The 17,451-nt window shown below is 73.1% G+C and carries 15 protein-coding genes; 8 read left to right on the forward strand and 7 right to left on the reverse strand.

All coding sequences use genetic code 11. From position 1 onward, the window contains the following. Positions 1–53: 53 nt before the first annotated feature. Positions 54–1,130 (reverse strand): sugar ABC transporter substrate-binding protein, encoded by a 1,077-nt coding sequence (locus tag FKD65_RS11555; protein WP_141577448.1) that lies wholly within the window; start codon positions 1,128–1,130, stop codon positions 54–56. A 368-nt stretch (positions 1,131–1,498) separates the two neighbouring features. Further along, positions 1,499–1,792 (reverse strand): hypothetical protein, encoded by a 294-nt coding sequence (locus FKD65_RS11560; protein WP_168221011.1) that lies wholly within the window; start codon positions 1,790–1,792, stop codon positions 1,499–1,501. Between the two features lie 175 nt (positions 1,793–1,967). On the opposite strand from FKD65_RS11560, the gene FKD65_RS11565 reads away from it, so the two are divergent. After that, positions 1,968–2,588, forward strand: a complete 621-nt coding sequence (locus FKD65_RS11565; protein ID WP_141577449.1) for a hypothetical protein — start codon at positions 1,968–1,970, stop codon at positions 2,586–2,588. Positions 2,589–2,646: 58 nt separating this feature from the next. Next, positions 2,647–5,169, forward strand: coding sequence for a M14 family zinc carboxypeptidase (locus tag FKD65_RS11570; protein ID WP_141577450.1), 2,523 nt, complete (start codon positions 2,647–2,649; stop codon positions 5,167–5,169). A 108-nt stretch (positions 5,170–5,277) separates the two neighbouring features. Here the strand turns inward: FKD65_RS11570 and FKD65_RS11575 are convergent, their stop codons facing one another. Beyond that, entirely contained in the window at positions 5,278–5,952 is a 675-nt protein-coding gene (locus tag FKD65_RS11575; protein ID WP_141577451.1) for a peptidyl-tRNA hydrolase, read from the reverse strand. A 101-nt stretch (positions 5,953–6,053) separates the two neighbouring features. Between FKD65_RS11575 and FKD65_RS44140 the strand changes: the two genes are divergently transcribed. Together FKD65_RS44140 and FKD65_RS11585 are read left to right on the forward strand one after the other, a co-directional pair. After that, positions 6,054–7,124, forward strand: a complete 1,071-nt coding sequence (locus FKD65_RS44140; RefSeq protein WP_168221012.1) for an apolipoprotein A1/A4/E family protein — start codon at positions 6,054–6,056, stop codon at positions 7,122–7,124. A 175-nt stretch (positions 7,125–7,299) separates the two neighbouring features. Continuing rightward, positions 7,300–9,006 carry a LamG domain-containing protein gene (locus tag FKD65_RS11585; RefSeq protein WP_141577452.1) on the forward strand — a complete coding sequence of 569 codons (1,707 nt, stop codon included), beginning with the start codon at positions 7,300–7,302 and terminating at the stop codon, positions 9,004–9,006. 54 nt (positions 9,007–9,060) lie between these two features. Here FKD65_RS11585 and FKD65_RS11590 read toward each other — a convergent pair whose 3' ends face one another. Further along, positions 9,061–9,648, reverse strand: a complete 588-nt coding sequence (locus tag FKD65_RS11590) for an HAD family phosphatase (protein ID WP_141577453.1) — start codon at positions 9,646–9,648, stop codon at positions 9,061–9,063. A 128-nt stretch (positions 9,649–9,776) separates the two neighbouring features. On the opposite strand from FKD65_RS11590, the gene FKD65_RS11595 reads away from it, so the two are divergent. Further along, the gene (locus tag FKD65_RS11595; protein WP_141577454.1) at positions 9,777–10,445 is read left to right on the forward strand and encodes a TetR/AcrR family transcriptional regulator; all 669 of its coding nucleotides are present in this window, start codon (positions 9,777–9,779) and stop codon (positions 10,443–10,445) included. On the opposite strand, the gene FKD65_RS11600 is transcribed toward FKD65_RS11595, so the two are convergent. After that, positions 10,432–12,573, reverse strand: coding sequence for an MMPL family transporter (locus FKD65_RS11600; RefSeq protein WP_141577455.1), 2,142 nt, complete (start codon positions 12,571–12,573; stop codon positions 10,432–10,434). The two genes, FKD65_RS11595 and FKD65_RS11600, sit on opposite strands and share 14 nt — an antisense overlap. A gap of 275 nt (positions 12,574–12,848) precedes the next feature. On the opposite strand from FKD65_RS11600, the gene FKD65_RS11605 reads away from it, so the two are divergent. Then, a complete protein-coding gene (locus FKD65_RS11605; RefSeq protein WP_141577456.1) occupies positions 12,849–13,079 on the forward strand; it encodes a hypothetical protein in 231 nt (76 codons plus the stop codon). Positions 13,080–13,527: 448 nt separating this feature from the next. On the opposite strand, the gene FKD65_RS11610 is transcribed toward FKD65_RS11605, so the two are convergent. After that, on the reverse strand, positions 13,528–13,827 hold the full coding sequence (locus FKD65_RS11610; protein WP_141577457.1) for a Dabb family protein: 300 nt from the start codon (positions 13,825–13,827) through the stop codon (positions 13,528–13,530). 30 nt (positions 13,828–13,857) lie between these two features. Continuing rightward, a complete protein-coding gene (locus tag FKD65_RS11615; protein WP_141577458.1) occupies positions 13,858–14,313 on the reverse strand; it encodes a flavodoxin family protein in 456 nt (151 codons plus the stop codon). Positions 14,314–14,479: 166 nt separating this feature from the next. Here FKD65_RS11615 and FKD65_RS11620 point away from each other — a divergent pair, with 166 nt between their 5' ends. Then, positions 14,480–16,177, forward strand: a complete 1,698-nt coding sequence (locus tag FKD65_RS11620) for a bifunctional lysylphosphatidylglycerol flippase/synthetase MprF (protein ID WP_141577459.1) — start codon at positions 14,480–14,482, stop codon at positions 16,175–16,177. A 68-nt stretch (positions 16,178–16,245) separates the two neighbouring features. Further along, a complete protein-coding gene (locus FKD65_RS11625; protein ID WP_141577460.1) occupies positions 16,246–17,418 on the forward strand; it encodes a serine hydrolase domain-containing protein in 1,173 nt (390 codons plus the stop codon). Positions 17,419–17,451 lie beyond the last annotated feature (33 nt).

The raw sequence follows: 17,451 nt of genomic DNA on the forward strand, positions 1-17,451 counted from the left end.
GGCCGGGACGCCCTCAGCGGGGAGGGGCCCGCCACGGAGTCAGGGTCGGGGTCCTACTGGATGCCCGCGTCCTTGCACTTGGCCGCGTACGCGCCCTTGCACAGGTCTTCCTTCTTGACGAACCCGTCGTCCGTGACCTGCTTGATGTTCTCCTTGGTGACGCCGATGGGGCTCAGGAGGACCGACGGCACGTCGCGCTTGCCCTCAGGGTCGTTCGTGGTCCCGTTGGTCTCGCCCTTCTCGCCCTTGATGAGGGAGACGGCGAGCTTGGCGGCCGCGTCGGCCTCCTGCTTGACCGGCTTGTAGACCGTCATGCACTGGTCGCCGTCGAGGATGTGCTGCAGCCCCTCGAGGGTGGCGTCCTGGCCGGTGACGGCGACCTTGCCGCCCTGCTTGTTCTTCTTGAGGATCGAGATGACCGCGCCGCCGATGCCGTCGTTGGCGGCGAGCACGCCGTCGATCTTGCCCTTCTGCTCGGTCCACATCTGCTCGAAGAGCGTGGCGGCCTGCTCGGCCTTCCAGTCGGGGACGGCCTGCTCGGCGACCTTCTTGTAGGAGCTCGCCTGGTCGAGCACGTTGTGGGCGCCCTTGGCGAACAGCGTCGCGTTGTTGTCGGTCGGGGCGCCGTTGAGGTAGGCGATGTTCGCCGACTTGTCACCGAGGCACTTCTGCAGGCCCTTGCCGAGCTCCTCGCCGACCTTCACGTTGTCGAAGGAGACGTAGTAGTCGGACACGCCGCCCAGGGCGAGCCGGTCGTAGTCGATGGTCTTGACGCCCTGCGACTGCGCCTTGCGCTGCACGGCGGCCGCGGAGTTCGAGTCGATGCCGTCCAGGACCAGGACCGTGACGCCGCTGGTGAGCATCTGGTCGGCGATCGTCTGGAAGCGCTGGGTCGAACCCTCGGCGTTCTGGATGTCGTAGGCCACACCGGCGGCCTTGAAGGCCTGCTCCAGGTAGGGCCGGTCGAAGCTCTCGTACCGGACGGAGGAGGTGGTGTCGGGCAGGATCACGCCGACCTTGCCCTTCGAGCCGGAACCGCCCGACTCGTTGGAGTCGCCGTCCCCGCACGCGGTGAGGCTGAGCGCCGCCGCCGTCGTGACGGCCAGGAAGCTGAGGATCCCCTTGCGCATTGCCGGGTCCTTTCTGGGGGTGGCCGCCGTGCGGCCGGGGGGTGGTAGCCGGCGCTGGTGACCGAGATCACCCGCTCCGGTGGGAATGTTGTGTCCCGCAACTTACGTCGCGGTTGCCCGGAGCGCCAGAGTTCGCGCAAGGTTCATTTGTTGTCGGCGGTAACAATCATGTAACACGAGATCAACACGGGTGGAACACCGAGGGGGCGCGGGACGCGGCAGCAGGACCGGGCCGCGGGCGCGGGCATGCTCACGTTGACCCACGTCGGAGATATGTTTCGTGGATCAACATTCACCGCGACCCGCGGTCAGAGCACGCCTCACTGCCGCGGCACCGCGGGGGCGGGCCGGGTCGTGGGGAGCGGGGCTCAGGCGGACAGCACGCGGGCGACGCGGTCGGCCGCGGCGGAGGCGTCGGCGGCCGGCGCGATGCGCTCGGCCCACGACCACCAGTACCACCAGCCGTCCGCGCCCTGCTCCGCCAGGATGTTCTCGGTCAGAGCGGCCGCTTCGGGATTCATCACGTGCAGGCTGGGCGACTGGCCGCGGGGCAGGGTGAGACGCACCCGGAGACCGCGCTTGACCAGCTCCTCGCCGAGCTCTTCCAGATATTCGATCCGCGTCTTGGAAGGCGCGGCTGTTCCCGTGTCGTCAGGCGTCATCTTGTTTCCTCACGGACTCCGTGCGGCCCGACGTGCGATTCAGCCTCCCTCTTCACCCGCCCGCGCGCAAGCACCGCCGGCCTGTCGGCCGCGGGGCGGGCGGGGCGGGGCCGCGAGGGCGGACCGCGTTTCGGAGGTCGACCGGACCCTATCCGGGATATCTTGCGCTTGGCAGATGAACCGGCACATGGGGGCGACGATGACGGTGGGCGCGGGTGCCCAGCCAGGATCCGGGCCGTCCGCCGCACCGGCGGCCGGCGCGTCGCGGGGCGGGCGGACATGGCACCGGTTCCACTACGCGGTCGGCGTGTTCGTCATCGCCTACGGCGTGGCGAGCCTCGCGAGCGCGGCGGCGCTGTGGGGCGACCGGACCGACGAGGTGGAGGGCTACTTCGGGTCCGGTCCGGCCACGGGGATCCTGGTCCTGGCCAAGGCGGTCCAGGTGCTGCTCGTCGTCACGGCCGCGGCGGGGGTGGTGCTCCGCCGCGACCTGCTCCTGGTCCCGCCCGTCGCGGGGTGGATGGCCGGGTTCGCGATGTTCTCCGTCCTGGACGTCTTCACCGGCAGGTGGGGCGGCCTCGTCGAGCACCTGGCCTACCTGGCGGCGTTCGTCGTCCTGCTCTTCCTGTCCTACGGGCTGAGCGCGAAGGTCCAGCTCGCGGGCGCGCCGAAGGAGCCCGCGCCGGAGGGCTCACCGCGCGGTCCGGGCGGGCTGACCCGGACGCAGGAGTTCGCGCTCCAGGCCATCAACCGCGCCGCCGCGCTCGCGAGCCAGCGCCCGGAGAAGCGCGGCTGATCTTTCTTGGCAGAAGTTGCCCTTGGTGGCGGCTGCGGCCGATGTCACGTTGTGGCTCATGAGAGCCCGAAAACTGGCGCTGCCTGTGGTGATGGCGGCGTCCCTGGCCGCCGCGGCGTCGCTCGCCGCGCCCGCCGCCGCGCTGCCCGCCGCGCCCGCGGCCGGCTGCGACCCGACCGGGACCGCACCGGTCTACCGGGGCAAGGTCCCCTCCCCCGAGCAGGTCCTCGGCTTCGACCTCGGCGAGCGGCCGGTCACCGCCGCCGAGTCGGACACCTACCTGGAGGCGGTCGCCGCCAAGAGCGAGCGCGTCGTGTCCGGGACGCTGGCCACCACCGCGCAGGGGCGGCCGCTGAAGTACGCGATCGCCGGACGGCCCGAACTGGTCTCCAAGGCGGGGCTGGCCAAGGTGCGGACGGAGGCCGCCCTCCTGCGCGACCCGCGGACCCCGGCCGCGCTCGCCAAGCGGATCACCGACCGCGGCGTCCCGATCCTGTGGGTCAGCGGCAACGTCCACGGCGACGAGCCGAGCGGCACCGACGCCGCGCTGCGGGTGCTGCGCGACCTCGGCGACCGCGCCGACTGCGCCGCGACCGGGATCCTCGCCGACGCGCTCGTGGTCGTCCTCCCGACCCAGAACCCGGACGGCCGCACGCTGGAGACGAGGCAGAACGCCTACGGCTTCGACATGAACCGCGACTGGTTCGCGCGCACGCAGCCGGAGACCGACGGCAAGCTCGCGATGCTGAACCAGTACCCGCCCGCGCTCTACATCGACGCGCACGAGATGGGCGGGGACTCGTTCTTCTTCCCGCCGAACGCCGACCCGGTCTACCACGAGACCCCCGAGCAGGCGATCGGCTGGATCAACGACCTGTACGGGCCGGCGATGGCGGCCGAGTTCACGCGGCAGGGCATCGACTTCTTCAACCGCGACGTCTACGACCTCTTCTACCAGGGGTACGGCGACACGGTGCCGACCAGCGCGTTCCACGCCGCCGGGATGACCTACGAGAAGGGCGACCAGAGCCCGTACCCGGACCGGGTGAAGGAGCAGTACCTCACCCAGTGGGTGTCGCTGTCGGCGGCGGCGCGCAGCCGGCACCGGATCCTCACCGAGTGGCGCCGGATGACGGTCGACGCCTACGAGCAGGGCAAGGCGGGCGAGCTGGAGCCCAACCAGGTCTACAACCCGCCGAACACCGTCGACCGCCTGGTGCCCGACCGGAAGGTGCGGAGCTACTTCCTGCGCGACGACGACCCGGCCAAGCGCGCGGAAGTCGCCCTCATCGTGCGGCGGCTGCAGCGCATGGGGGTGCGCGTCGAGAGGCTCGTCCGGCCGCTGTCCGTCCCCGACTTCAAGTCCTACGGGCGTCCCGAGGCCGCGGCGACGCTGCCCGCGGGCACGTACTGGATCTCGATGGCGCAGGGCCAGAAGCACTGGATCCAGGCCATGCTGAACGAGGACTCCTACACGCCGTTCCCCTACTTCTACGACGTGACGGCGTGGAGCCTGCCGCTGCTCGGCAACGTGTCCGGAGGGTCGTCGGGCGCCGTCCTGCACCCGCGGGCCGTCCCGCTGCGGACGCTCCCGGCGCCGCGACCGGGGCACGAGGGCAGGGCGCCCAAGCTGGGCGTCCTCCAGCTGTCGGCCACGTCGTCCTCGGCGCGGCAGTCGGCCGGTTGGCTGAGGCACCGCCTCGACCGCGACTGGAAGCTGCCGTTCACGCCGCTCACCCCGGCGGACGTCGCGGCGGGCAGGCTCAAGGGCGTCGAGGTGCTGCTCACGCCGAACGGCCCGGCCTCGTCCGCCTACACGGCCCTCGGCGACGCCGGACGCGCCGCGCTCCAGCGGTGGACGCGCGACGGCGGCCGCTACGTCGGCTGGCAGGGCGGCGCGCAGCTCGCGGCCCGCCTCGGCCTGACGACCGCGACGCTCGCCGAGCCCACCTCCGACATCCCCGGCACGCTGCTCCGCGTGAAGGTGGACGGCGCGAGCCCGCTGGCCAGGGGCGTCGGCCCGACGGCGTGGAACTTCACCTCCTACGACCAGGTCATGAAGGCGTCCAGCGGCGTCGCCGTCTCGTATCCCCAGGCGGACTCGCCCGACTGGTTCGTGTCCGGGTTCGAGCGCGGCGCGTCCGAGCTGGGCGGCACGGCGGCGGTCGTGGACCAGCCCGTCGGGAAGGGGCGGTCCGTGCTGTTCGCGGCCGAGCCCAACTTCCGCGCGTTCAGCGACGGGACGGCCAAGCTGCTCTACAACGCGATCCTCGGCTCCGACCCGGCCAAGGCGGCGGCGCCGCAGGCGACCGCCACCGCGAAGGCGGCCCAGGAGGCCTCGCGACTGCCGTCGTTCGAGTCGCCGATCCGGGTGTCGGTCAAGGCGGCGGACGCCGCGAGGACCGCGTCGCTGCTGCGGTCCGTCGGAGCCGTGTGGTCGCGGAACGACTCCGGCGGCGTCGTCCACTACGTCATCGACAACCCGCAGGGCCTGCCGGCGGACCACCACCCGTTCGCCGGGCGCATTCCGTCCCTGATCCGCAAGGCCGGGATCACCCCGGTCGCGGTCACCCTTCCCTGACCGTCCCCCGCGCGGCGCGCCGGCCCGTCCGGCGCGCCGCGCGCCGTCCTCACCCCGGGCCCTGCCTCGCTCCGGCGCCGGCCCGCGCCGCGCCGCGCCGCTCGGGCCCTACTTGCGGACCAGCCAGGCGATCGCGGTCATCGTGCCGGGCGGGACCTCGGTGAAGCCGCCGTCCCGGACCGCGACGGCCGCCTCCTTCACGCACCGGTCCCACGACACGTCCCGCACCAGGTGGACGGGGGCGCCCGCCTCTGCCCACGCCGCCACGTGCCTGCGGCGGCCCTGGCGGAGCAGCAACTGGGCGGCGTGCCCGCACTGGGCGGCGGCCTTGCCGGTGGTCATCGTCACCTCCGGGTTGAGCGCGATCGCCGCGTACGGGGGCTCGGGCGGGGGCGCCGGCTCCTGCGCCTCAGCGAGGTCGAGGCCGGCGACCTGGAGTCTCGCCAGCTGGGGCGGGACCTCCGACACCGGCCCCGGCGGGAACGCCCGCACCTGCGCGCCCGCGTGCCGGACCGTGACGCCGGGCAGCGCCTCCGCCTCCGGCCACCGGACGCCGCGCGCCCGCCGCGCCACCTTCCTGATCCGGCGCGACTCCCACTCCCGGACGGCCTGCCGCCACTCCCCCTCGGCCCCGGCGGCGCGCGGGTCGGTCAGCAGCCTGACGACCGCGGTCGCCGCCGCCTCGCAGACCGCGCCGTGACTGGGCGGATCGGCCTTCTCGGCCCGTACCACCAGTTGCATCGCCCACGGCGGGTCGTCCAGGGGATCATATTCGGGTCGCACCCCGTGGAGTATTCCAAACTCCCTTCCGCTTCCCGGGAGCGGTAGTGGGTACTGCAACTCTTACCGTTCCCCGGACGTCGTTCAGGTACGGGAGGTCGCCGGTGACCAGTGGCGCATGGAGCGATTCCATACCGGGAGTCGGGACGTTCTTCGTCGGCATCGACGTCGCCCCCGGCCGCTACCGCTGCGAGGACGGCAAGGGCGGCTGGTGGGTGCGCTTCACCGGTCCGGGCGGAGGCGACCCCGTCGGCTCGTGGCCGCTTCCCGCCGGCCCGACCGAGATCGAGATCGCGCAGAGCGACTTCGCGTTCGAGACCCACGTCTCCACGTCCTGGCGGCGCATCGCGCCGCCGCGCGCCCCGGAGGACGGCGCCCCGGCCGAGCCGCGGCCCGTCGCCGACCCGGCGCTGCGCGCCGAGCTGGACACGATCGTCGCGCGCCGCAAGCCGCTGGTGTGGCTGGCGCCGCTGTCGGTGCTCGTCCTCGGCCTGCTCGGCTCCCCGCTGCTCGGCTCGCTGTGGCTGATCGGCCTCGGCATGCTCGCCGTCCTGGTCGCGCTCGGCACCCCGTCGGTCTCGCTGGACCTGCGGCGGGCGCGCGAGCTCGAGCGCCGCCGCGACCGCTACCTCGTCCCGGAGGACTTCGACGACGAGGGCCGCGTGCTGCTGGCGCGCGTCCAGGCGGCGGTCGACGCCGTCCGCGACTCCCAGGTCAACCGCGAGGGCCTGCTCGACGCGGTGGACAACGGGGTCACGCTGCCCCGGCAGGAATGGGAGATCGCGCAGGTCCTGGCGAAGCAGTCGAAGCTGCGCGCGGACCACGACGAGATGGCCGGTACCGAGACGCTCCCCGAGGTGGCGGCGGCGCTGCGACCGCTGCGCGACAAGCTCGACACCTCGGTCGAGGCGGTGACGCGCCGCATCGAGGCGCTGGAGCGCTACGCCGAGCGCGCCAGATCCGCCGACGAGGTCCTGCGCGCCCAGCGCCACCTGGAGTCGATCGCGGCGAAGGCGCACGAGTACGACGAACTGCTCGCCGACACCGTCCGCGACGACCTGGCGCTACCCGCGATCGAACGCCTGACCGAACAGGGCGACGAGCTGCTGCGCACCCTGCGCGAGCGCCTCGCCGAGGCGGCCGAGGCGGGCGGGGAACTCCCGCCCCCCTCCTGACCCGCGCTCCCGCCGCGGGCCCCCCTTCGCACGGGCACGGGGTCGCTTGTCGAGATCGTGATCTTCTCGCGCCCACAGGTGCCCGAAAAAAATGTCAAGATCACCACACAACTGAAACCCGGCATGGACGGCGTTCCCTCCCCGCTGCGCCGCATGCCGCGACCAGGAGGTGTGGATGCGTCCACGTCGAACCATTCCGGTGCTGCTCGCCGCCCTCGCGGTGACGGTTCCGGCGTCCATCGCGGGGAGTGCGGGGACGGCGCTCGCCCAGGCGTCGATTCCGGCCCCCACCGTCACCTCGGCCGACTACCCCGACGACGACGCCTGGCACGACGGGGTCGGGATCTACGGCGAGTTCACGATCGACGACCCCGGCGACCAGGCGGCACGGTACTCGGTGTCCATCACCGGACAGCCGGGCCTGGATCTCGCCACCCATGACGGGGCGCCCGTGACCGTGGCGATCGCCCCCCAACGCAGCGGGCCCGTCTACCTGACGGTCCAGTCCTTCGGCCCGGCGGGCGAGAACAGCCCGACGACGAACTACCTGTTCCTGGTGAACGCGGGCAGTGCCCCGAAGGCGCACTGGAAGCTCGACGAGCCCGCCGGGGCCCGCCAGTTCACGGCGGAGGCACGGGAGGGCGATGACCCGGCCGTCGCGCAGGCGACCGGACAGGTCTCCGCCGGCGCCGAGGGGCAACTCGGGACGGCGGCGCGCCTGGACGGCGGCCACGCCGACACCGCGGCGCTCGTGGACACCGCCAAGAGCTTCACGGTGTCCGCCTGGGCCAGACCGGCGGCGGACGGCGACTCCGTCGTCGTGGCGGCGACCGGGGAGCAGAAGAACGCGTTCTCGCTCCAGTCGCGGGTCGGGCACTGGGCGTTCGTGAAGTCCGACGCCGACGCCCGCGGCGCGGCGATCAGCCAGGCCGTCGCGGAGCAACCCGTCTACCCCGGCACCTGGGCCCATCTGACCGGCTCCTACGACGCGACGCGGAAGAGGCTGCGGCTCTACGTGAACGGGGCCCTCGCGTCCGACGTCGACTCCGGCGATCCGGCCTGGAGCGCGCAGGGCCCGCTGCGGCTCGGCGCCGGCGTCCGGCCCCGGGCGTACCCCTTCCTCGGTGATCTCGACGAGGTCCGGGTGTACGACCGGATCATCGTCCCGGCCGAGGCGGCGGCTCTCCCGAGACTCCCGAAGAAGGTGCACGGGCGCTGGAAGTTCAACGTCGACGGCGACGACGACTCCGCGCTCGGCAATGACATGGCGCTGCGGGACGGGGCGGCGGTCGACCCGAACGCCGGATTCCTCGGGTGGGCGTCTCCGGCCGGACTGAGGCTGGACGGCACGGCGGCGTACGCGCAGACCTCCGGTCCCGTCATCCGCGCCGACCGGAGCTTCACCGTTTCCACCTGGGTGAACACGGAGCAGATGCCGACGAGGGCCTCGACCCTCCTCTCCCTGCCGGGCCGGAACGTCAACCGGTTCGCACTCCGCTTCGTGCCGGGGGATGAGCCCGGTACTCACACATGGCAGTCGTCGATGGCCGACTCTGACGCCGCGGACGCGAAGGTCACCGTCGCCACGCACACGGCCTCCTCCTGGTGGTGGGATCACCTCGCCGTCGTCTATGACGCTCCCACCAGGACGATGACCCTGTACGTGAACGGCGAGCCCGAGGAGAACAGGTCGATCAAGAGCGGTGTCGGCGCGTTCGACGCCGGGGGCGCCCTCCAGGTCGGGCGTTCCGCACTCGGCGACCCCGAGTACTGGCCGGGCGCCGTCGACGACGTCTGGGCGTTCCAGGGAGCGCTGGCGCAGCAGGACGTCGCCACCCTCGCGGGCGGCGCCGAGCTGGAGACCCCGGACCAGTTCGACTGAGGCCGCGCGGGCGGTGGCGGCCCTCCGGGGTCGCCACCGCCCGCCGGCCGCCGGTCAGGCGGTGAGGGCGCGGACCTGGTCGAGCGAGGTGAAGAGCTCGGCGCGCATGCCGGTCTCGCGGGCGGCGATGACGTTGCGTTCGCTGTCGTCGATGAACAGGACGTCGGCGGGCTCGACGCCGAGGCGCTCGGCGCAGATCTCGTAGGCGCGGGGGTCGGGCTTGGCCACGCCGATGCGGCAGGAGTAGACGCGCTCGTCGAAACGGGAGAGCCAGGCGCCGTGCCGGGCCTCGAAGCGGGGCACGAGGTCGCCGATGATGTTGGAGAGCAGCCCGAGCGTGCGCCCCCGGTCGGCCAGCTCGCCCACCAGGGCGACCATCTCCCCGTCGACCTCGGTCCAGCTCTCGAGGTCGGCCTCGGTCAGAGCGGGGACGTCGGGGAAGGCGGTGCCGAGCACCCCCGCGACGTCCGCCCAGTAGGACGCGCTCTCCTGGCCGGCGTCGTAGGCGGGGCGGCAGGCCCAGTAGGCGTCCCAGAACGCGGGGCCGGGCTCCCCGGCGATCCTCTCGATCTTCCGCACCGCCTCGGGCGTCTGGGTGCGGGCGATCACTCCGTACAGGTCGAACACGATCACGTCGGGCATGGCCCCGAGCCTAATCGGGCCGCGGCGGGCGGCGCGGTGGACATCTGTAGCAAGCGCTTGTTGCAACCCGTACGCTGGTCCGGCCGCCGAATCGAGCAAGCGGTTGGGCGACACGGCATAATGAGAGGGTGACGACGACGAGCGCCAAGTCCGGACGATCGAGAACCCGCGGCACGGCCGAGGACGGCCCCCGCCGCCGCGGCCGCGGAGCCTCCGCGCTGGCGTCCGAACGGCGCGCCCACCTGGTCAGGCTCGCGGCCGAACTGTTCGCCGAGAAGGGCTTCCAGGCCACCACCGTCCGCAACATCGCCGACGAGGCCGGCATCCTGTCCGGCAGCCTCTACCACCACTTCGACTCCAAGGAGTCGATCGTCGACGAGATCCTGTCCGGGTTCTTCACCGAGGTCATGGCCGCCTACCAGGCGGTGATCGACGAGAACCTGAACCCGCGGGACACGATCGCCGGGCTCGTCCGCGTCGCGTTCGGCACCCTGGAGCCGCACCGGGCCGCGATCACGGTCATGCAGAACGACTGGAACTACCTGCGGGGCATGGACCGGTTCGCCTACCTGACCAAGTCCGAGGCCGAGATCGAGAAGATGTGGGTCACCACCCTCGGGGCGGGCCAGGCGGAAGGGCTGTTCCGTCCCGACCTCGACCCGAAGCTGACCTACCGGATGATCCGCGACACCGTCTGGGTGGCCGTCCGCTGGTTCCGGCCCGGCGGCCGCCTGAACGCCCAGGGGCTCGCCGAGCACTACCTCAAGGTGATGTTCGACGGCATCAACCTGCACTAGCCGGCACGCTCGGCCGCTCCGCCTCCGCCGCCCGCGCGGGACGCGAGGGCAGGACGCGCCGCAGCGGCCCCGGGAGCCACCAGTTCGCCTCCCCGAACAGCTCCATCAGCGCCGGGACGAGCACCAGCCGCACGATGGTGGCGTCGATCAGGATCGCGACGCCGAGGCCGAGTCCCATCTGCTTGACGGCGACGTCCGCGCCGAGGAGCACCGACAGGAACACCATCACCATGATGGCCGCGGCCGCGGTGATCACGCGGGCGGTGCGGGACAGGCCGAGGGCCACGGCCTCCCGGGTCTCCACGCCCTCCTCGTAGGTCTCGCGGATGCGGGAGACGAGGAACACCTCGTAGTCCATGGACAGCCCGAACAGGATCGGGAACATCATCAGCGGCACCCACGTGGTGACGGGCATGTCCGTCGGGAACCCGAGCGCGCTTCCCGCCCATCCCCACTGGACGACGGCCGTCAGCACCCCGTACGCGGCCGCGATCGACAGCAGGTTCATGAGGGCGGCCTGCACCGCCACCGTGACCGACCGGACGAGCCCGACGAGCAGCAGCAGCGACAGGCCGACGACCACGGCGATCAGCAGCGGCAGCCGGGTGGAGACGCTCTCGGCGAAGTCGATCGAGGCGGCGTTCGGGCCGCCGACGTAGGCGCGGGCACCCGTCCCGGCGACGGCTCCGGGGATGACGTCGTCGCGCAGCGTGTGGACCAGTCCGGGCGTCCGCTCGTCCTGCGGGCCGGTCTTGGGGAACGCCATGACGATGGCGGCCTTCCCGTCCCGGCTGGGGCGCGGCGGCTGGACGGCCGCGACGCCCGGCGTCCCCCGGACCGCGTCGGCGATCCGTCCCGCCTCCGCGAGACCGCCGCCCTCGGTGACGATGACCAGCGGCGCGGCGGTCCCCGGCCCGAAGCCCTCCGCCATGATCCGGCTCGCCCGGTAGCCGCTGTGGTCGTGCGGCTGGGTGCTGGAGTCCGGCAGGCTGAGCCGCATCGACAGCGCGGGCACGGCGAGGACCAGCAGGACGGCGGCCGCGCACAGCCCGGCGGCGACCGGGTGCGCCTGCACGACCCGCGCCCAGCGGTCCGCGAGCGGGCGGCGGGCCCGGCCGAGGCCAGGGACGCGGAGCCGGTCGATGGCGTGCCCGGCGAAGCCGAGCAGCGCGGGCAGCAGCGTCACGGAGGCGAGCATCGTCATCAGCACGGCGACGCCGGCCGCGACCGCGACACCGTTGAGCAGCTTCTGCTGCATGACGAACAGGCCCATGAGCGCGATCACCACGGTGGTGCCCGCGAACAGCACGGCCCGCCCCGCGGTGGTGACGGCGGTGACCGCGGCCTCCTCGGGATCGGCGCCCGCGTGCATCTCCTCCCGGTGGCGGGTGACGATGAACAGCGCGTAGTCGATGCCGACGCCGAGCCCGATGAGCGCCGCGACGATGGGGCTGAACGCGGGCGCGGGCAGCAGGTGCCCGAGCAGCATGATCAGCGCGAGGCCGGTGCCGATGCCGAACAGCGCGGTCACGATCGGCAGGCCCATGGCCAGCACCGACCCGAACGCGACCAGCAGGATGACGACGGCCGCGAGCACACCGATCCCCTCGGACGGGCCACCGCCCGGCGTCTCGGCAGCGTCCACCGCCGATCCCCCGAGCTGGATGCGGACGGGCCCGGAGTCGGTGCGCACGTCGTCCAGGAGCGCGATCACGTCCTCCCGGGGCATGTCGTCGGAGGAGATGTCGAGGCCGCCCGTCGCGAACGCCGTCTTCCCGTCCCGGGAGATCTGCCCGGGCGCCTCATAGGGCGACGACACCGACGCGACGTGCGGCGTCTTGCCGAGCCTGTCGATCGCCCGCTCGACCCGCGCCTTCACCCCCGGATCCGTGATGCCCCCCTCGGCGCGCACGGCCAGCGTGATGGAGTCGCCGTTGCGCTGCGCGAAGTGCTCGTCGAGCAGGTCCGACGCCTTCGCCGCGTCGGAACCGCCGCCCGAGAAGTCGTTCAGGGGCTCGGCGGCGAAGCCGAAGCCGAGCGCCATCACGGCGATCGTCCCGACGATCCAGCCCGCCAGCGTCGCGCGCCGCCTCCGGTAGCAGAACCGGGCCAGCCGTGCCAGTCTCATGGGTACCGCCTCCGCGGACGCGCGCTTTCGGCGGGCGTGCCGCACCTAGGGTGTGCTTTCGCGCCCAGCGTCCTCTCCGGGCGGGGTCCCGGGCATCCGGCGGACGGCCTCACCCGTGGCCGGCGGATACATCTGGCGGCGTACATCCGGCGCGGTATCCCATAGTTCGGCGCCTCGAAGGCCCATAGTGTGCTTAGTCACGATTTGCCGAGTAGGGGTGACGCTTTGGTCCGTGGGGACGCTGGTACGGGAGAGACCTACCGGGGGAGGGCGATGTGACGGCTCGACAGGGGGCCGCCGGTCGCGACGAGCCCACGCCCGCGGCCATGCGCGCCGCCACCGCGCGCACCCTTCAGGAGCAGTTCCCGGGCGTGCGGGTCTGGTACGGCGAGGCGACCGGTTCCTGGTGGGCGATGGTGCCGCTGCGCGAGGGCCCGCGGCTGCTGGAGGCGCCGTCCTCGCAGCAGCTCCGCGAGGAGATCATCAGTTTGCGGAGGTGGGGGTGACGCTCCCCCGCCGCGGCACGCCGTCGCCCACGGCCTGCCGATGCCCGCAGGCCGGCGAACGCCCCTGACTCGCGAACCCGCGGGGTGCGACTGCCCGTGGTCCGCTGAATCCCGTGGTCTGGTGACGTCCGGATGCGGTGACGTCCGGGGTGCCCTGAGTTCCGGGGCGCACTGGCTTCCGGGGTCCGGGCCCCCTTCTAAGCTCGCCGCCCGCCGGGAACGGGGCGCGATCCGTTCCCAGCGGGCGTCTCTGAGGAAACTAACCCGAAATGTCTTCGAGCACAAGCGCTTGCTCGGTTTCATCCTCGGGGCGCCCGCCGGCGCCGCCACCTCCCGCTCCGCAGGGCCGCCCCTGACCTGGACCGTTACATTCCGTGCGGTTCCTCCAGGCCGGGGTCACGTTCCGCGACCGGCACGTGGACGGCGAGCGCCGCCCCATCTCGTACGGCTACATCTCGTACTGGATGGACGCGCGCTCCGCTGCGATCGGCGTGACGTAGTCGGCGACCACCGCACGGTGGAGCGGGTGGTCGCGGTAGACGAGGTAGGCGTCGCGGTCCGCGAAGTCGGCGACCACCGCGAAGTCGTACGTACCGGGATTGACCCCCGCGTTCACCCCCACGCCGTACTCCCGGATCTCCGGGATCGCGCCGGGCAGTTCGCGCAGCTTCGCCGCCACCTCATCCTGCTGGCCGGTCGTCGTGCCTTCGGTCCATCTGAACAGCGCTATGTGCCGGAAACCACTCATGGTCGGCACGCTACAGGCGCCCCGCCCGTCTCAGACGTCACCGAGCTCCGCCGCCGTGACCGCGCCGAGTTCCCAGCACGCCTCCAGGTCGGCCTTGCCGGGCCCGCCCGTCACGACCACAGGCGGCTGGACGGCCTTCCACCTCAGCCCCGTGGTGATGGACTCCAGCGCGCGCACCGCGCCGGTGGCGTCGTTGTTGCCGTGCAGGAAGGCCCCGAACGGGCGGCGGACCGTCTCCTCCAGGCACGGGTAGTAGATCTGGTCGAAGAAGTGCTTGAGCGCCCCCGAGAGGTAGCCGAGGTTCACCGGCGAGCCCAGCAGGTAGCCGTCCGCCTCGAGGACGTCCACGGCGGAGGCGGTGAGCGCCGCGCGGCACACGACCTCCACGCCCTCGACCTCGTCGGTCGACGCGCCGGCGCGCACCGCCTCGAGCATCGCCTGCACGGACGGCGACGGCGTGTGGTGGACGAGCAGCAGCCTCTTCATCACTCCGAGGCTAGCGGTGTCCTACCCCCCGCGGCCGGGTATGGCCGGGTGGAAGCGCCCGGCCTGGGGATTCGGCCGTACGCTGATTCCAGGCCCCATATCAACGACCGAACCCGGGAATGAGTTCCGGAAGATCTTGGTTGGGGGCTCAGCGGAGGTGTGCTTCGTGCTATCGGACGAGTCTTCCCGCAGGGGCGGTCCTTCCCGCCCCGCGGCCGGGGGCGGGCCGGGGGCGGCGGCCCTCGGGCGGCCCGTCTGGCCGCTCGCGCTGACCGCGGCCCTGGTCGCCGCGCTGATCGCCGTGCCCGCGTTCTCCGGGTCCCCGCACGCTCTCGGGCGGCTGTCGCAGCTCGTCACCGGGAGCCCCCTCAAGCCGGAGCACGCCGTCGTCCTGGCGCTCGCGCTCGCGCTCGTCGCCCGCGGCGTGCTGCTGCGCCGCCGCGCCGCCTGGCACGGCCTGGTCACGCTGGTGCTCCTCGGCCTGCTCGCCGTCGTTTCCGGCGACGACCCGCTGTGGCGGCTGCCCCTGCTCGCCGCCGGCCTCGGCGGTCTGTGGCTGGAGCGCGACCGGTTCCCGGTGCGCCCGCACCCCGAGCGCGTCCGCGCGGCCGTGAAGACCGGCGCGGTCCTGCTGGTCGCCGCGACCGCCGTCTCGCTGCTCTTCGGCGGGGTGGCGGTGCGGTCGGTCGGCGACGTCGCCAGCGGTCTCGGCGCCACCGGAGCGCCCATGGACGGGGCGTCCTGGCTGCCGGGCGCGCTCGGCCTCGCCGGGGCCGCGGGGCTGCTCGTGCTGGTCATCACCCTCCTGGCTCCCGACCCGGCGCCCCCGCCGGGCGACGAGGCCGAGCGCGTGCGCGTCGCGGGCCTCGTCCTGCATCCCGGGTCCGACACGCTCTCCCCGTTCGCGCTGCGCCGCGACAAGGCGTACGTGTTCAGCGCCGACGGCCGCGCCGCGATCGGCTACCGGGTCCTGTTCGGCATGGCGGTGGCGGGCGGCGACCCGGTCGGCGACCCCGCCTCGCACGCCGACGCCGTGCGGGCGTTCCTCGCCATGTGCCGGACGACGGGCTGGCGCCCTGCCGCCCTCGGCGCGAGCGACGCCCTGCTGGCCGCCTGGGCGCCGAGCCGCTCGATCGGCTTCGGCGACGAGGTCGTCATCCGCCCCGCCGAGTTCACGCTGTCCGGGCGGAAGATGCGCAACGTCCGGCAGGCCGTCAAGCGCACCGAGAACTTCGGCGTCACGTCGGAGATCCTCCCGGAGCGGGAGGTCACGCCGGCGCTCCGCGAGAAGCTGCTGGACGTCGCGTCCCGTTCCCTGGGCGGCTCGGCCGAGCGCGGCTTCTCCATGAACCTGGACGAGCTGCTCACCGGGTACCACCCCGGCGCGATCGTCGCCGTCGCCTATGACGAGGACAAAGAGCCCATCGCGTTCCAGCGCTACGTCACCGCGGGCGAGGGCGTCAGCCTGGACGCGATGCGCCGCACCCCCGGCGGCCCGAACGGCGTCAACGAGCGCCTCATCGTCGAGATGATCGAGTACGCCGCCGAACGGGGGCACGGGCTCGTCTCGCTGAACTTCGCCGCCTTCCGCGAGCTGCTCGACGCGAGCGAGCGCGGCCTGCTGGAGAAGGCGGGCTACCGGGCCCTGCACCTCCTCGACCCGTGGATCGCGGTCGAGTCGCTGTACCTGTTCGACAAGAAGTTCAGGCCGTCCTACAAGCCGCGCCACGTGGTCTTCAGGTCCTGGTTCGACATCGGATGGCTCGCCGCGGCGCTGCTCACGCTGGAGTTCGGCCGGACGCGCCCCGCGCAGCGGGCCGCCGGTCCCATCACCGAACCCGTCCACCACCTGGGCCGCTACTGAGGCGATCCCGGTTCGGCGGGGCGTCCTAGAACGTGATTCTATGGAGGCCCCGCCTGAGAGGATCGCGCATGAGCAGCACGGTGCAGGGCCACTGCGATCCGGCGTTCGCCGGCGTCCGCGAGGTGTTCGAGCAGAACTTCGCCGAGGGGCGCGAGCTCGGCGCCGCCGTCGCCGTCTACGCGGGCGACCGCAAGGTCGTCGACCTGTGGGGCGGCGTCGCCGACCGCCGCACCGGGCGCGCCTGGCAGCCCGACACGCCCTGCTTCGGGTTCTCCTGCACCAAGGCGGTGACGGCCGCGGCGGCGCTGCTGCTGGCCGAGCGCGGCGCCTACGAGGTGGACGGTCCGGTGACGGACTGGTGGCCGGAGTTCGGCGCCGCCGGCAAGGACGGCGCCACGGCCGCGCACCTTCTGTCGCACCAGGTGGGCCTGCCGGCGTTCGCGCGCACGGTCACGGCGGAGGATGCGGCGGACGCCCCCGCCCGGGCGGCCGAGCTGGCCGCCCAGGAGCCCGAGTGGACGCCCGGCGAGGCCCACGGCTACCACGCGCTCACCTACGGCTGGCTCGCCGGTGAGATCGTCCGCCGCCACTCCGGGGGCCGGACGGTCGGCGCGTTCGTGAAGGACGAGTTCGCCCGCGGCCTCGACCTGTGGGTCGGCGCCCCGGACGAGGTGATCGAGCGGGCGGCGAAGCTGTCGGCGGGCCGCCGCTCCGGCGGCGGGACGGACGCGCCCAAGCCGCCCGAGCACGACGTCCTGACGCGGCTCGCGGAGGCCTACCTCGATCCCCAGAGCCTGATGAACCGGTCGCTGAACAACCCGCACCCGGGCAAGGGCGGCTACAACAACCCGGTCGTGCTGCGCGCCGGATGGCCGGCCGCCGGGATGACGACCACCGCGCCCGCGCTCGCCGGCTTCTACCGCGATCTCGTGGCGGGCCGGATCCTGCGTCCGGACACGCTGCGCGAGGCCGTCCGCCCGCGCGCCGGGGGCCCGGACCGGACGCTGCTCGTGCGGAGCGCCTTCGGCCTCGGCTTCATGCGCCCGTCGCAGACCTTCTTCACGCCGAGGGCGGGACGGGAGTCGGCGTTCGGCCACACCGGCGCGGGCGGCTCGATCGGCCTCGGCGACCCCGAGGCCGGGCTCGCGCTCGCCTACCTGCCGAACCTCATGGGCGACCAGGCGTCCGGCGATCTGCGCGCCTACCGGCTGACGCAGGCGGCCTACGCGTCGCTGTCCTGACGGGGCGACCGTCCTGCCGGAGCGGCCTCGCAG

This window comes from Actinomadura sp. WMMA1423, from assembly GCF_006547145.1.
Lineage (GTDB): Bacteria > Actinomycetota > Actinomycetes > Streptosporangiales > Streptosporangiaceae > Spirillospora.